Source organism: Balneolaceae bacterium, from assembly GCA_034521445.1.
Lineage (GTDB): Bacteria > Bacteroidota > Rhodothermia > Balneolales > Balneolaceae > JAXHMM01.
Map to the genome: position 1 here is coordinate 409,876 of JAXHMM010000005.1, position 14,365 is coordinate 424,240.

Here is a 14,365-nt window from a genome sequence, read left to right on the forward strand (position 1 = left end):
TCTAGACTTCCAGACTTATCAGACTTTCTGACTTATCAGACTTTTAGGACTTATAAGACTTCATATAGTGTTAGGGCCATGAACGACAATAACCCGAAGGCCAACGGCACACCCGAGCTATGATCGACCTGGACCAATTTGACGCCGACGCCTTCCAGGCGCGCTACGACATCATGGAGGCGGCCATCCCCGCCTACCTGGAGAAAGGCATGGATTTCACCCTCAAGGAGGTCGCCCGCGAGGCGGGCATCACGGTGGGGGAGATTTTCGAATACTTTCCCGATAAGAAATCCATCCTGGAATTCTACTACACCTCTCTGGCGGTGCGCTACCGGCTGATGCTGGAGGAGATCGACGACTTCGAAGAGTACTCCCTGGGCGAGAAGCTCTCCAACCTGGCCTACACCACCTTCGACATGATGGCCGAGCAGGAGGCCTTCGTGCAGGCCACCTTCACGGAACTGGTGCTCTGCGCCCGCGGCCGCACCGACTTCGGGAAGGAGATCCGCGGACTGCTGCGCCGCATGTTCGAAAACGACGACTACATCCCCTACCTGAACACCATGGTGCTGGGCGGTCGCTTCTACGGACTACTCTACCGCAAATACCTGGCGCTCATACGTTTCTGGCTGGGCGACGAGAGCGAGGGGCGCCAGCAGACCATGGAGCTGACCGACAAGACCACCGCCCTGGCCGAGGAGCTGATGTACAGCGGGGCCGCTGACCGCGGGGTGGACCTGCTGCGCTACCTGGCCGGCAACTCCTTTTTTATCGACCGCATCCCCCTGGTCCGCGAACTGAGATCCAAATTCGAATTCCGAAGCTGATGAGCGAAGATTTTCCATCCTCCAAAATGGAGCGGGGCAAGGTGTTTGCAAAGACCGGCCTCAAGCTGGGCACCAACTACGCCAAGCGCTACCTCAAAAAGAAGGCCGGTCGCGGGGAGACGGCCGAGGAGAGCCGCCGCTTTCACTCCGAAAACGCGCGGCAGCTCTTCAACGAGTTCACCCGCCTGCGAGGCACCGCCCTGAAGATTGCCCAGTCGTTGAGCATGGACCAGGGCATGCTGCCCGAGGAGTTCACCGAGGTGATGAGCGAGGCGCAGTACAGCGTGCCCCCCATCAACAAGGCGCTGGTACGCACCATCATCAAGCGCGAGCTGGGCGACTACCCCGAGGAGCTTTTCGCCTCCTTCGACATGGAGGCCATCGCCGCGGCCTCCATCGGACAGGTGCACACCGCCCGCCTGAAGAGCGGCGAGAAGGTAGCCATCAAGATCCAGTATCCCAACGTGCGCAACACCATCCAGTCGGACATCAAACTGGCCAAGACGCTGGTGCGCCGGCTGGTCAAGCGGGGCGCCAACATCGACGACTACTTCGACGAGGTGGAGTCCACCCTGGTCGAGGAGACCGACTACCACCGCGAGGCGGAATACCTGCAGTATTTCCACGACAAGTTTACGGGGGATGCCGGCGAGATTCGCATCCCCGCCCTCTTCCCCGAGTACTCCACCGACAAGGTGCTCTGCATGGAGTTCCTGGAGGGGAGCCACCTGAAGGAGTACCTGGCCGGCGATCCGTCCCAGGCCAAGAGAGACCGTATGGGACAGCTCCTATGGGATTTTTTCCACCGGCAGGTGGCCCAGCGCGATTTCATCCATGCCGACACCCATCCCGGCAACTTCCTGTTCCGGGACGACGGCCGGCTGGGGGTCATCGACTTCGGCTGCGTGAAAAAATTCCCGGTGAACTTCACCCGCAATTACCTGCTGCTGCTTCCCACCCACCTCGACAAAAGCGAGCAGGAAATCCGCGAGCTTTATACCCGGCTGGGCATCGTGCAGGAGAACCCCGACAACCCCGAGAAAGAGGAGCGCTTCTTTCGGTTCTGCAAGAACTGGGGCGCCACCTTCGCACGGCCCTACCTGCAGGACCGCTTTGATTTTGGCCAGCCCGATTTCCAGGAGGCTATCAACACCTACGCCCAGGAGATGCCGGTCATGAACGAGCCGCGGGGTGACAAGAACTTCATCTTCAGCACCCGCGTGCACATGGGACTCTACAACATCCTCATCAAGCTGGGGGCGCGGGTGGACACCACCGAGAGCCGGCGCATGGCCTTCGACGTATTGGATGAGATGGATGAAGTCAGACTTTAAGACAGATGATCGTCGTATCGTCTGCAAGCTGGTAGTCGCTGAATTTCTGCACAATGCGCTTGATTTCCTGGGCGATCTCGCTGCTGCTTTTGGCGTCAGTATCGAGTTCATTGACCAGGGTCAGGACCTCCTTGTAGCCGAATCGGCGCCCCTCCGGGTCCACCGCCTCGGGCAGCCCGTCCGAATAGAACAACACGAAGTCCCCCTCTTTCAGCTGCGTCTCCAGGGCCGTGTAGTTCACCAGGCGACGCACGCCCAGCGGGTAGCGAGGCTCGGGCGTATGAATAAATTCGGCGCTGCCGTTGCGCTTGAGGATAGGCAGGCAGTGCCCGGCGTTGGCGATGCTCAGAGTGCGTTTCTCCAGGTGGTACTGGGCGATCACACAGGTGATGAAGGTCCTTGGATCGGTGCGCGAAAAGATGGTGGGACTCACCTCCTGCAGGATGGCCTCCGGGCGGTCACGGTGCAATCTTGAGAGCAGCAGTCCGCTGGTAAAGACGGCATGCATGGCCGCCTTCATCGCCTTGCCCGATACGTCGGCGATGGTCATGGTCAGCACCTGCTGGTCGGGCGCGCCGTTGGTGCCCACCACGTAATCGAAGTAGTCGCCCCCCACCTCGAAGGAGGGTATAAAAAAGCCGTAGACGTCCACCCCTTCCAGAACGGGAGGCTGCAAGGGCATCAGCTTGAACTGGCTCTCGCGCGCAATCTCGATCTCCTTCTCCATGCGCATGTGGTTGGACAGCCGCTCCTGGTACTCGGGGATGTAGCCCGCCATTTCCGCCACCGAGGGTGCGTAGCGTAGGGAAACGAAACCGTATATGGCCGGCAAGGCAATAAGTGTCAGCTGGATCCAGCCCACATAGGCCACGTCCATGTCACCCGACCCCAGGTAGGGCGGCACCATCAGCACCACCACGAAGAGCCACCAGCCGGTGGCGAAGGTGAACAGGCCCGAGCGGCGAAAGGCATAGACGATAGGCGGGGCCAGGCAAAGACAGACGAGCAGGTTAATCCATATGGGACCGTAAATACCGACCAGGGTGGCCGAACCGCAGAACAGCAGGGCGGCCACTGCCGTCACCGTCAGCCAGTTGAGCCAGGTGCGCCGGATACGCCCGGCCAAAAAGCCCACGGCCACGCCCACATGTCCCAGCGCCACCAGCCAGACGTTGATCCAGGCACCCATGTTCAATGTCAGCAGTTTGGGTTGCATGGTAGGCTCCATGTAGCCGAACTGGCTGTCGGCCTGGTAGTAGAAGCTGTCAAGAAGCCACAGTGCCACGGCGAAGAGGCCCAGCAGCAGCCCGCCCAGGGCGTAGCCACGCAGCAGCCCGTCGCCGGTCTCCCGGAAAAAGAAGCGCTTGCGCCAGAAGGCGTCCACCAGCTTCACCTGCGGCTGCTCCTGCTCGCGGGCCATGGCCTCCCACCCCACATAGGCAAGGGCCCCGTAAAGGCCCACCACCGCCGCAAAAAGGATCTGGTTGAGCAGGTAGATGGAGACCCCCGTGTCGCTCAAGAAGGGCTCCCAGGTATTCATCACGAAGATTGCGCGCCAGCCCAGCACACCCAGGGCGACCGCCCCGAAGAGCATAATGGCCCGTTTCCACTCCACCTGTCCCCGGTTGATGTGCCGTATGCCGGTAAAAAAGACCAGGCAGATGAGCACGCCGATGGATCCGAATCCCACGATCAGGTTGAGATTACTGATGATGCCCGAACTGTCCATGCGCTCGGGCTGGTAGGGTCCCGTGGCCTGAAAGTCTTCGACGGCGGCCCCCACTACAGTGGGGCTGAAGGGGTCGGAGCCCTCCCGCAGGGTCTGGATGAATTCCAGGCGCAGCTTGTCGGGGCCCTCGGCTGAGGGATTCACCTTGTTCCAGGAGTAGACCAGGTTGGGACTCAGCCGGCTGCTGCCGCTCTCCAGGGGACGGCTTCGCCCGGCCGTTTCCGTAGCCGGGGAGAGACTGTCGGTGACTACCTCGCCCAGGGCGTAGTTGTCCAGGTTGTAGCCGAAGATGTCACCCACCACGCGCCGGGCGACCTCGTCGCGGTCCTCCCCTTCCACAAAAGTTGGATTGGGCTCGGAGGGATTGGTCTGCAGGCGGTATACCTTGCCCTGCCGGTCATAGCGTAGCTGAAGCTGTCCCGCCTGGTCGAAAAGATCCTCGTTCGAGGTAATGTAACCTTCCTCGGCACCCTGCATGCGAGAGCCCACGGTTACCTTCCAGCCCGTCAGGTTGGTGCCGCGCTCGTTGAGGGTACCCGGGCCGGGCAGCTCCTCCCCGACCGAATCCCTGAGGGTGCGATAGTAGTTCAGGTGCTGCGTGCGAAGGGTGAGCAGGGAGAGCGAGTCGGTATCAAAGCCCAGGCGTTCGGCCAGGGCGTCGGTGCGCGCCTCCACGGCCGAGCGGCTCTCTTCAATGGGCGCGCCTGCGTTGAAATCCACGACGGGACGCAGCGCGACGAAGGCAGCCAGCCCCAGAACGCCCAGAAAAATCCAGTATGTTAGCCTTTGCCCCATCAATGATTGATCTTTAATATAGGCCTCGCCGTCATGCCTGTCAGGAGACCCTCAGGGGATCCCGCCTGCACGAGAAGGTTATAAAATCGAACACGAAGTTAAAAGATACCATGTTTCAGCCAATTAGCCTACGGAAAACGCTGTTTGTTGTTGCTCTGGCACTGTTCGCACAGGCCGTGGCCGCCCAGCCCGTAATCAGCCAGGGCGAGACAGCTCTGCCCGAAAACCTGCTGCAGTCTCCGCGGCGGGCGGTGCACACGTTCCTGCACTGGCAGCAGGAGGGGCACCGGCGGCCGGATCTGGTCATCCAGACCTTCAAACTATCCGACAAACCGCGGGACAAAAAAGTTGAACGGGCCCGCCAGCTGCGCAGGGTGCTCGACGCGCGTGGTCTGCTGGTGGACTACGACCAGGTGCCGGGCGACCCGGCCTGGACCGACTCCCTTTCCGGTCAGCACCAGTACATTCTCTTTGACGCCCTGCCGGAGGTCTACCTGGTGCGTCACGAGGGTGAGTGGCTCTTCTCCCAGGCCACCATCGAACAGATCCCGGAAATTTACGGGGACACCTTCTCTTTTATGGTGGAGGCCGTGGTGGACAACCTGCCCGACGCGCTGCGCGGGGAGTGGATGGGACTGCAGGTCTGGCAGTACCTGGCCATATTCCTCTGGCTGCTGACCGGATTCGTGCTTCGCAAGGTGTTCGAGTATTTCTTCGAAAATTACGGGAGGGGGCTGGTGAGCAGCAGTACCACGCAGTGGGACGACAGGCTGCTGCACGAAACCGAAAAGCCGGTGAGTTTTCTATTTATGATGGGCTTCTACTGGGCCACCTTCACCAACCTGATGCTCTCGGTGACGGTCAACTATTACCTGGCACTGGCACTGGAGGTGGCCTTTTCGGCCAGCTTCGTATGGCTCTTTTACAACCTCTCCAACGTCTTCTCGGAGTACCTGATGAAGATGACCTCGCGCACGGAGAGCAAACTGGACGACCAGCTGGTACCCCTGCTGCGCAAGACGCTTAAGGTCTTCGTGCTGGTCATCGGCATCATTTTCATCCTGCAGAACCACGGCATCAACGTGGCCTCCCTGCTGGCTGGACTGGGACTAGGGGGTCTGGCCATCGCCCTGGCGGCGCGCGAAACCCTGGCCAATTTCTTCGGCTCAATCACCATTTTCACGGACAAGCCTTTCCAGGTGGGCGACTGGATCGTCACCGACAAGGTGGAGGGGACGGTGGAGGAGGTGGGCTTCCGCTCCACGCGCATACGCACCTTCTACAACTCCCTGGTGAGCGTACCCAACTCCAAGCTGGCCGACAGCGCCATCGACAACATGGGACTGAGGGAGTATCGCCGCCTGCGGACCGTGCTCAACCTCACCTACGACACCACGGCCGACCAGATGGAGGCCTTCACGGAGGGCATCCGCGAGCTGGTGCGGGGCAACGAGCACATTCGCCAGGACTTCTTCGAGGTGCATTTCAGCGAGTACGGCCCGCACTCCCTGGACGTGATGGTCTACATCTTCTTTGACGTGCCCGACTGGAGCACGGAGCTGCGGGAGCGTCACCGTTTCCTGCTGAACATCAAGGCGCTGGCCGAAGACGTAGGCGTCGAGTTTGCCTTCCCGACCCGCACCCTGCACATGGAGAGCCTCCCGCCGGAGAGCGGACTCCCCTCCCCCGAAACCTCCTCCCCCGGGAAAATGGACAAATAGCGTCTATTCGGCCGCCGTCTCGTTCTCCTCGCCCTCGCCGGCAAAGGCGTCGAAGACCATCTTCAGGTCGTCGGCCACTTCGGCCTTGGTGCGGCCTTCCACGCGGTGCCGCGGGATCATGGCCTTGATCTCCCCGTCCTTGAAGTAGGCGAAGGCGGGTGAGGAAGGCGGGTATTCGCTGAAGTATTCGCGGGCGCGCGCCGTGGCATCCTTGTCCTGCCCGGCAAAAACCGTGACCATTTGGTCCGGCTTGGCCTCGCTCTGCTCGAGGGCCAGCTTGAGCCCGGGACGGGCGTTGCCGGCCGCGCAGCCGCAGACGGAGTTGATGACGATGAGCATGGTGCCCGAGTCGTATTCCTTCATGGCGCGGTCCACTTCCTCGGGCGTGGTAAGCTCCTCCACGCCGAGTTCGGTCAGTTCCTCGCGCATCCAGGATACGTCGGGGCCGCCTCCTAGTCCAAATTGCATGGTAAAATCGTTTTTATTCGGGTTGGTTGGGCAGGCCGGATCCCCGTCGGGGGGATCTCCTGCCAGGGGCCTTATAACGTATGGCCTTCCGCCTTTTAGCGGGCGTCGTTGTAATATTGATTCACCTGGTCCCAGTTCACGAGGTTCCAGAAGGCGTTCACGTAGTCGCCCCGCTTGTTCTGGTAGTTCAGATAGTAGGCGTGCTCCCAGACATCAAGTCCCAGGATGGGCGTCAGACCGTCCATGTAGGGACTGTTCTGGTTGGCTGTGGAGGTGACCTCCAGCTCGCCGTCGTCGTCCACGCAGAGCCAGGCCCATCCAGAGCCGAACTGGCCGGTCGCTGCGTCGTTGAAGGCTTTCTTGAGATTGTCATAGCTGCCGAAGGCGTCGTCGATGGCCCCGCCGATGTCGCTGCCGGGCGCGCCGCCCCCGTTCGGGGAGAGTACGGTCCAGAAGAGACTGTGGTTGGCGTAGCCGCCGCCGTTGTTGATCACCGCCTGGCGCTTGGAGGAGGGCAGCTCATCCACGCGCTTCAGCACATCTTCGATGGGCAGGTCGGCGAACTCATGCCCTTCCAGTGCGGCGTTCACCTTGTCGGTATAGCCCTGGTGGTGCTTGGTGTGGTGAATCCTCATCGTGCGCTCGTCAATATGGGGTTCGAGCGCATCGTAGGCGTAAGGAAGATCCGGAAGTGTGTAAGCCATAATAATTTTTCGAGTTTGGTATTTGCGATTATTTATGGTCGCCCGCGGGGATTGGACGGTGCTGCCGCGGGCGTTTCGCGTCTAACAACAACCAATCAATAGTCCGGGTGCTATCGTTCCATTCTCCTGCCTCCCGCAGGCGCTTCAGAAAAAGGACAATAAAGCACGCAATTTTCTCTATTTTACAGGAGGAAGGCACCCCAAAAGCACAAAAGGCAAGGCCAGTTCAACCAAGAAGACACGGACCATGTCGCACGACTACGACGTCATCATTATCGGCAGCGGACCCGCAGGCTTCTCCTGCGCCATGCAGAGTTCCAAGTTCGACAAGAAGGCCCTGGTGGTGGAGGCCCATGAGAAGTACCTGGGCGGCACGTGGATCAACACGGGCACCGTACCCAGCAAAGCCCTCCGCGAGGCCGCCAAAACCATCTCCGATTTCAACGCTCAGTTCGGGGGCGAGCAGCCGCGCAAGCCCTACGACCAGTTCCGCATGCAGGATCTGCTGAAGTACAAGGACGACATCCTGGAGAAGGAGAACCGCAAGATCAAGAACGACCTGATCAAGAACAAGGTGGACGTGGCGCGCGGCACGGGCACACTGGTCGACGAACACACGGTGGAGGTGCATACACACATTGGATCGGTACAGACCTATTCGGCCGATTACATCCTAGTCTGCACCGGCAGCCGTCCCGTCTCCCCCAACCGCTTTGAGATCGACCACAACCGGGTGCTCGACTATACCTCCCTTCTCAAGCTCACCCACATCCCCCGCCGCCTGACCATTGTCGGAGGAGGCGTTAACGCCCTGGAGTATGCGACCACCTTTTCGGCCCTTGGCAGCCGGGTCAGCGTGCTGACCTCCCGCGGGGAGGTGCTCAGCTTTCTGGACGCGGAGATCAAGGAGCTATTCCTGGAATCCCTGCGCAAGCGCAACATCCACCTGCAGATCGGCGTGAGGGTGGAGGACATCGGCTACAACTCCCTGCAAAACTACACCGAAGTGAGCTACCGCGCCAAAGACGACCCGGACAGCCGCCTTGAGGTCATCGAAACCGAGCACGTACTATTCATGGGAGGTCGCCGTCCCAACACCTCCGAACTCAACCTAGAGGAGGTGGGCATCAAGACCGACGACAAGGATTTCATCCGGACCAGCGAGGTCTTCCAGACCGACGTGCCGAGCATCTACGCGGCGGGCGACGTGATCGGCTTTCCCCAGTTGGCCTCCGCCTCCTTCACCCAGGGAAGGCTGGCCGCCTGCAACATGTTCGGCATTCCCATGCAGGAGGTGCCCGACCGCACGCCCTACGCCATCTACACCATCCCGGAGATCTCCCATATCGGAATCACCGAGGAGGAGGCCGAACGGCAGGAGTTGGACGTGACGGTGGGACGCGCCTACTTCAAAAACGTGGTCAAGACCGACATGACCGGCCACGATGAGGGAATGCTGAAACTGGTCTTCCAGAAGGACAGCCTGAAACTGCTGGGCGTGCACATCTTCGGTGACGAGGCGGCCAACCTGCTGCATCTGGGGCAGTCGGTGATGGCCTACGACGGGGACATCCGCTACTTCACCCAGCATGTCATGAACTATCCCACCCTGGGCGAAGCCTACCGCATCGCGGCCTTCAACGGCTTCAACCGGGCTTATAAGGCGGGCGTGAAGTACAAGTCGCTGCTGGAAGATGCACAGCCACCCACAGATGCGCCGAAAAAGCAGGACGTCCGGGAAGAAGAGTAGCCCGGCCGTCCGGTGCAGGACGGCGGACGCCGGTCAGGCGTAGTGAATGGCCATGGTGAGGCCGGTGGAATCGACGGGAGGATCTTCCGGCAGGGTTTTGAGCTCCCCCTCCATCGAGCGCCGGGCAAAGAGAGCCAGGGACATGGCATCCACGATATCGTCCTCGTCCACCTGGTTGCGCCGGTACTCCTCCTTGATGTCACGGAAAAAATCATCCACGTACCTGTTCTGCTCCTTCAGCAGGCCCAGCCGATGGCGCAGCCCCTTCTTGGTCTCCTTTTTCTGCAGGATGGAGTTGCCGCCGTTAAGTTTCTGAAAGAGCAGTTCGGGATGGCTTTCGAATACCTTCTCGCGGAAGGACTCTTCACGCTGCAGCAGGTTGTCCACCACCCGAATATAGGGAGCAATGTTCCAGGCCTGGATCGTCACCTTCTTGTCGGTGGTCTCGTAGCTGACCAAGGAGGCCTCCGCGTAGGTGGGGGCGTTGAGCGCCGGGCGGATGGGCGGGGTGAATACGCTGGAGGCGTACTTTTCGCCCAGTACGCTGCGCAGCTCCGTGTCGCAGTCGCGCGTATACTGGTCTTCGGTCATGCCGATGGGGATGTCCACGAACACCCGGTCGAAGTCGCGAAAATAGTCTTCCAGTTCGTCGTGCGATTCCAGCAGCCAGTAGCCGGCCCCCTCCTCGTCAAGGGAGATGGCGATCCAACCGGCCCGGCATCCGTCCAGTCCCAGTGTCTTCACGTTGTTTGGTTGTCGTTGGTATTTCCATTCAGGTCGTCGGCCAGCCTAATGTGTAGCTCCTCGAGCTGCTGCGGGTCCACCGAGCCCGGGCTGTCGTCCATCAGGCTCTGCGCCTTCTGGTTTTTGGGGAAGGCGATCACGTCCCGCAGGCTGCTGCTGCCGGTGAGGATCATGGCGATGCGGTCGACCCCGAGGGCGATGCCCCCGTGGGGCGGGGCGCCGTAGCGGAAGGCCTCCAGCAGAAAGCCGAAACGCTCCTGGGACTCCTCCTCGTCCATGCCCAGCAGGTCGAACATCCACATCTGCCGTTTTCGTTCGTGGATGCGGATGGAGCCTCCCCCGATTTCGTAACCGTTGAGCACCAGGTCGTAGGCGCGCGAACGGATCTCGGCGGGTTCCACGCCCTTCTGCACGTCCTCCTCCCGGGGGGCGGTAAATGGGTGGTGCAGGGCGTGGTAGCGACCGGTCTCCTCATCCCACTCCACCAGCGGAAAGTCGGTCACCCAAAGAAAATTGTAGGCACCGGTGTCGATCAGCTCGAACTCCCGGCCGGCCAGCTGGCGCAGCTTGCCCATCTGCCGGTAGACCTCCGGGTCGGGTCCGGCCAGAATGAGCACCAGGTCGCCCTCGCCGCAGCCGGCCCGCCCGGCCATGGCCTCTATGGTCTCCTCCTCCAGGAACTTGCCCACGTTGCAGGAGAGCCCCTCCTCCGGGTCGTGCTGCAGGTAGATGAGTCCCTTGGCCCCGGTCTCCTGCTGCGCCTGTTCGGTAAGTCGGTCCATGGCGCCGCGTCCCAGCGAGCCCTGCTCGGGCACGGTGATGCCCAGCACAGCGCCGCCGTCGGCTACCGTCTTCGAAAAGATGCGGAATTCGGCGTCGGCCACCAGGTCAGACAGGTCGGCGATCTCCAGGCCGAAACGCGTGTCCGGCTTGTCGGTGCCGTAGGTCTCCATGGCCTCGCGGTAGGTCATCCGCGGGAAAGGCAGTTCGACATCGCGTCCCATGGTCTGGCGCATGAGGCGGGCCATCATGCCTTCGGTTATGGAGAGCACCTCCTCCTCGTCCACGAAGGAGAGCTCCACGTCCACCTGGGTAAATTCCGGCTGGCGGTCCGCGCGCAGGTCCTCGTCCCGAAAACATTTTGCGATCTGGAAATATCGGTCAAAGCCGGAGACCATCAGGATCTGCTTGTAGGTCTGCGGGCTCTGCGGCAGGGCGTAAAATTTGCCCGGGTTCACCCGGCTGGGCACCAGGTAGTCGCGCGCGCCCTCGGGCGTGCTGCGCATCAGGTAGGGCGTCTCCACCTCCGCAAAGCCGTGATCGTGGAAATACTGCCGGACGGCATGGACGGCCCGCGAGCGGAACAGCAGGTTGCGCTGCACGGGCGCCCGCCGCATGTCCAGGTAGCGGTAGCGCAGGCGCGTCTCCTCGGTAGCATTGACCTCCTCCCTGACCTCCATGGGCGGGGTCTCCGCCTGGGAGTAAATGACCAGCTCCCCGGCCAGCACCTCGATTTCGCCGGTGGCCATTTCAGGATTCACGTTCTTGTCGTCGCGCTCCCGCACCTTACCCCGCACGCCGATCACGTATTCGTTACGCAACCTGCCCGCCTTGTCGAGGAGGTCCTGGTCGTGTTCGGCGAAGACGATCTGCGTCAGGCCGTAGCGGTCGCGGAGGTCGATAAAAATGAGTCCCCCGAAATCCCGCCGGCCATCCACCCAGCCGTTTAGAACCACTTGTTCGCCTGCCTTGGATCGGTCGAGTTCGCCGCAGGTATGCGTACGCTTTAGTACCATGGAAAATCTAGATTCTGGAGTTGGAATTACCGCAGATGCGTGCTCACCGCAATACGGAGCGGAAAATAACCAATATGGAAACCAATCGCTTACGGCAGGCTGCAGCTTTTTTTATTTGCATGGTGACCCGCGTGGTAGTAGTATGTACGTAGGTTGTTACGGTAAGAGAGAGGAAGTACCTGCCCGTGGATGGTTTCAAACCGTCTTGCCATGGATAAAATACGAATTCTGATCGCTGACGATCACGAAATTATTCGTTTCGGCATCAGTACGCACCTGTCTTCGGCCGAAGATATGGACGTGGTTGGCGAAGCCTCATCCGGCGAGGAATGCCTGACGCTTTTCAAGGAAACGCAACCCGACGTCTGTCTGATCGACATCACCATGCCCGGCATGAACGGACTGGAAAGCGCCCGCGCCATGCGTGAAATCGACCGGAAATGCAGGATGGCTATTCTGTCCATGCACCTGGACAGTGACCTGCTGGCCGAGGCCCTGCAGTCCGACATTCACGGCTACCTGCTGAAATCCATTGATCGCGAGCAGCTTTTGCACTGCGTCCGGGTGGTCCACAACGGCCAGCATGTATTCAGCAAAGAAGTCTTCCAGCTGATGTCGAGGGCCTTCGCCAGCCAGAAATTCAGGTTTGGTAAGCTGAAAAGTGATATTACCGACCGCGAGCGCGAGGTGCTGAAACTCATTGTCCGAGGAATGACAAGCCTGAAGATGGCCCGGGAACTCAATATCAGTCCCCGCACCATCGAGACCCACCGCTCCAACCTGCTCAAAAAGCTGGGAGTCAAGAACACCGCCGAACTGGTTCGCATGGCCCTGGAGAACCAGGAGGAGTAGAATGAGGACAGCACGCCGCCCTGCGCCAATTGCTTGGGCCAAAGAGCCTATCTTGCCTGTACGTATTTTTACGTACCAAAATACCCATTTCCTCGCATTGACAGGACCCCCTGCATCAATTATAATACTGATTGCAAATGGGGTAATAGCCGTCTGTAGATGATATTTAGCAGCTCATCCTTGACTGGAGGGCTGCTAATTTTTTGCCTGTCTTTTCTGCCGTTCCGCCCCAGATCTCCTTTGAACCTATCATCATCCGGTGGCATGACCTGCGCAGGCAATAATGTAAACTTGACTTGACAAATAGCGACTGTTTTCGTAATGTCAAGTAGAGTTGACATACAACCAATATCATACGACTATGAAACCGGTAAACATCTCACGATTCCTGCTTCCACGGGCCTGGCGATACGTGGGTTTATGCTTCCTCGGACTGATGGTTGCAGCCTATGCTGTATTTATTTTAACCGAACAGTCTCCGGAGAGATGGACTAACCTTGACAAAGCCCTGGGGCAGGATAACCTGCATGTATTCTTTTCGCTTATGAAATACCATCTTCCCGTAATCGGACTCATACTTATGTTCATATCCAGGGAAAAGGTGGAGGATGAACTGAGCACCCACTTGCGACTGCAGTCGCTGATTATTGGCCTGTTACTGACGCTCGCCCTTTCCGTAGCCGGCTTCCTGGTAGCGGTTCTGTGGAACCCTACATATACCATGATCACTAATTTCAACCTGCCCTTCATGATGACCGTTACCGTCATCACGTATTGGGTGCTGAAACGCAGGGGAGGTCGCTATGAGGAATAAGACACGCGCGATGCGAAAGGAACGGGGACTCACACAGGCAGAGTTGGCGGAGGCCTTGGGTGTGTCATCGAAAACGGCGACTACAATCCATCCACTTCACTTGCCATCAAGCTTTCCATCTATTTCGGGACGACGGTCAATGAGATGTTTGAACTGGAGGATGGAGACTAGGAGGCGACTTCATCTCCGGGATATACCAGAATCATCCCATCCGATTGTCTTCCCCACAGGTAGAAGACATCATTTTGCGGCCGATAGATGAATTGGCGGGGAGGAGTCTCCATGGGCGGGAAATTGATTCGGCGTGTGACGTCTCCCGCCACATCATTGAGTTCTAGCAAAAAACTGTGGAAATCGCCGTCCGTACTCTCGCCCTGGGATAAAAGTTGAAGCCGATCGCCATGGTGTCCAGCATCCGCAAAATAGCGAAGGGGCTGGAATCACATCATGCCTCCGCCGGAGTTCTCCTCAATAAAGCGATCGAAAATGACATCCTTCTCGGCAAAGGGAACCGAGGCGTCCCAAATCAATTCGCCTTCGTCACTGAATTTCTGTACACGTCCGTAGGCCTGGTAGACCAGGTATGCATTACCACGTAATAATACTAATCTGGTTTCTGAAAGGCTCACTAGCAATTTTGGGATAGCCACGGGTGTCGGTCAACAGATCACTCCACAACAGAAAGCGGATCGCTCTTGAAATATAGCATATCGTAGGCCATATCCTGTCCGTGTGGGCTGAAATATCAGATTCAGCAAAGTCGAAATCTTAGAAAGGACATCCTCTCGGCAAAGGGAACCAGGCGTCGCCAAAAATTCGCCTTCGTCACTG

12 protein-coding genes are annotated in these 14,365 nt (G+C 59.3%); 6 read left to right on the forward strand and 6 right to left on the reverse strand.

Going from position 1 to position 14,365, the window contains the following annotated elements:
* The first annotated feature begins 119 nt into the window (after positions 1-119).
* On the forward strand, positions 120-827 hold the full coding sequence (locus U5K31_05865) for a TetR family transcriptional regulator (GenBank protein MDZ7772254.1): 708 nt from the start codon (positions 120-122) through the stop codon (positions 825-827).
* On the forward strand, positions 827-2,161 hold the full coding sequence (locus U5K31_05870) for an AarF/ABC1/UbiB kinase family protein (protein MDZ7772255.1): 1,335 nt from the start codon (positions 827-829) through the stop codon (positions 2,159-2,161). Before U5K31_05865 ends, U5K31_05870 begins: the two co-directional genes overlap by 1 nt.
* Here U5K31_05870 and U5K31_05875 read toward each other — a convergent pair.
* Positions 2,151-4,685 (reverse strand): PP2C family protein-serine/threonine phosphatase, encoded by a 2,535-nt coding sequence (locus tag U5K31_05875; protein MDZ7772256.1) that lies wholly within the window; start codon positions 4,683-4,685, stop codon positions 2,151-2,153. The two genes, U5K31_05870 and U5K31_05875, sit on opposite strands and share 11 nt — an antisense overlap.
* Before the next feature lie 176 nt (positions 4,686-4,861).
* Between U5K31_05875 and U5K31_05880 the strand changes: the two genes are divergently transcribed.
* A complete protein-coding gene (locus U5K31_05880; GenBank protein MDZ7772257.1) occupies positions 4,862-6,406 on the forward strand; it encodes a mechanosensitive ion channel family protein in 1,545 nt (514 codons plus the stop codon).
* 3 nt (positions 6,407-6,409) lie between these two features.
* On the opposite strand, the gene U5K31_05885 is transcribed toward U5K31_05880, so the two are convergent.
* A complete protein-coding gene (locus U5K31_05885) occupies positions 6,410-6,874 on the reverse strand; it encodes a BrxA/BrxB family bacilliredoxin (protein MDZ7772258.1) in 465 nt (154 codons plus the stop codon).
* Positions 6,875-6,969: 95 nt separating this feature from the next.
* Positions 6,970-7,578 (reverse strand): superoxide dismutase, encoded by a 609-nt coding sequence (locus U5K31_05890; protein MDZ7772259.1) that lies wholly within the window; start codon positions 7,576-7,578, stop codon positions 6,970-6,972.
* Between the two features lie 247 nt (positions 7,579-7,825).
* Between U5K31_05890 and sthA the strand changes: the two genes are divergently transcribed.
* Positions 7,826-9,328, forward strand: coding sequence for a Si-specific NAD(P)(+) transhydrogenase (gene sthA / locus U5K31_05895; protein MDZ7772260.1), 1,503 nt, complete (start codon positions 7,826-7,828; stop codon positions 9,326-9,328).
* A gap of 33 nt (positions 9,329-9,361) precedes the next feature.
* On the opposite strand, the gene U5K31_05900 is transcribed toward sthA, so the two are convergent.
* Positions 9,362-10,072 carry a DUF429 domain-containing protein gene (locus tag U5K31_05900; protein ID MDZ7772261.1) on the reverse strand — a complete coding sequence of 237 codons (711 nt, stop codon included), beginning with the start codon at positions 10,070-10,072 and terminating at the stop codon, positions 9,362-9,364.
* Positions 10,069-11,868, reverse strand: a complete 1,800-nt coding sequence (aspS, locus tag U5K31_05905) for an aspartate--tRNA ligase (protein MDZ7772262.1) — start codon at positions 11,866-11,868, stop codon at positions 10,069-10,071. Before aspS ends, U5K31_05900 begins: the two co-directional genes overlap by 4 nt.
* Before the next feature lie 210 nt (positions 11,869-12,078).
* Here aspS and U5K31_05910 point away from each other — a divergent pair, with 210 nt between their 5' ends.
* Both U5K31_05910 and U5K31_05915 read left to right on the forward strand, forming a co-directional pair.
* A complete protein-coding gene (locus tag U5K31_05910) occupies positions 12,079-12,720 on the forward strand; it encodes a response regulator transcription factor (protein ID MDZ7772263.1) in 642 nt (213 codons plus the stop codon).
* A 580-nt stretch (positions 12,721-13,300) separates the two neighbouring features.
* On the forward strand, positions 13,301-13,534 hold the full coding sequence (locus tag U5K31_05915; protein MDZ7772264.1) for a hypothetical protein: 234 nt from the start codon (positions 13,301-13,303) through the stop codon (positions 13,532-13,534).
* A gap of 440 nt (positions 13,535-13,974) precedes the next feature.
* Here the strand turns inward: U5K31_05915 and U5K31_05920 are convergent, their stop codons facing one another.
* Positions 13,975-14,184 (reverse strand): hypothetical protein, encoded by a 210-nt coding sequence (locus U5K31_05920; protein ID MDZ7772265.1) that lies wholly within the window; start codon positions 14,182-14,184, stop codon positions 13,975-13,977.
* Positions 14,185-14,365: the final 181 nt, after the last annotated feature.

What these genes read in the sequence shown, in the direction of transcription:
- U5K31_05865 (MDZ7772254.1), top strand. Translation starts at nt 120, where the DNA reads ATGATCGACCTGGACCAATTTGACGCCGACGCCTTCCAGGCGCGCTAC.
- U5K31_05870 (MDZ7772255.1), top strand. Translation starts at nt 827, where the DNA reads ATGAGCGAAGATTTTCCATCCTCCAAAATGGAGCGGGGCAAGGTGTTT.
- U5K31_05875 (MDZ7772256.1), bottom strand. Translation starts at nt 4,685, where the DNA reads ATGGGGCAAAGGCTAACATACTGGATTTTTCTGGGCGTTCTGGGGCTG.
- U5K31_05885 (MDZ7772258.1), bottom strand. Translation starts at nt 6,874, where the DNA reads ATGCAATTTGGACTAGGAGGCGGCCCCGACGTATCCTGGATGCGCGAG.
- U5K31_05890 (MDZ7772259.1), bottom strand. Translation starts at nt 7,578, where the DNA reads ATGGCTTACACACTTCCGGATCTTCCTTACGCCTACGATGCGCTCGAA.
- sthA (MDZ7772260.1), top strand. Translation starts at nt 7,826, where the DNA reads ATGTCGCACGACTACGACGTCATCATTATCGGCAGCGGACCCGCAGGC.
- aspS (MDZ7772262.1), bottom strand. Translation starts at nt 11,868, where the DNA reads ATGGTACTAAAGCGTACGCATACCTGCGGCGAACTCGACCGATCCAAG.
- U5K31_05910 (MDZ7772263.1), top strand. Translation starts at nt 12,079, where the DNA reads ATGGATAAAATACGAATTCTGATCGCTGACGATCACGAAATTATTCGT.
- U5K31_05915 (MDZ7772264.1), top strand. Translation starts at nt 13,301, where the DNA reads ATGTTCATATCCAGGGAAAAGGTGGAGGATGAACTGAGCACCCACTTG.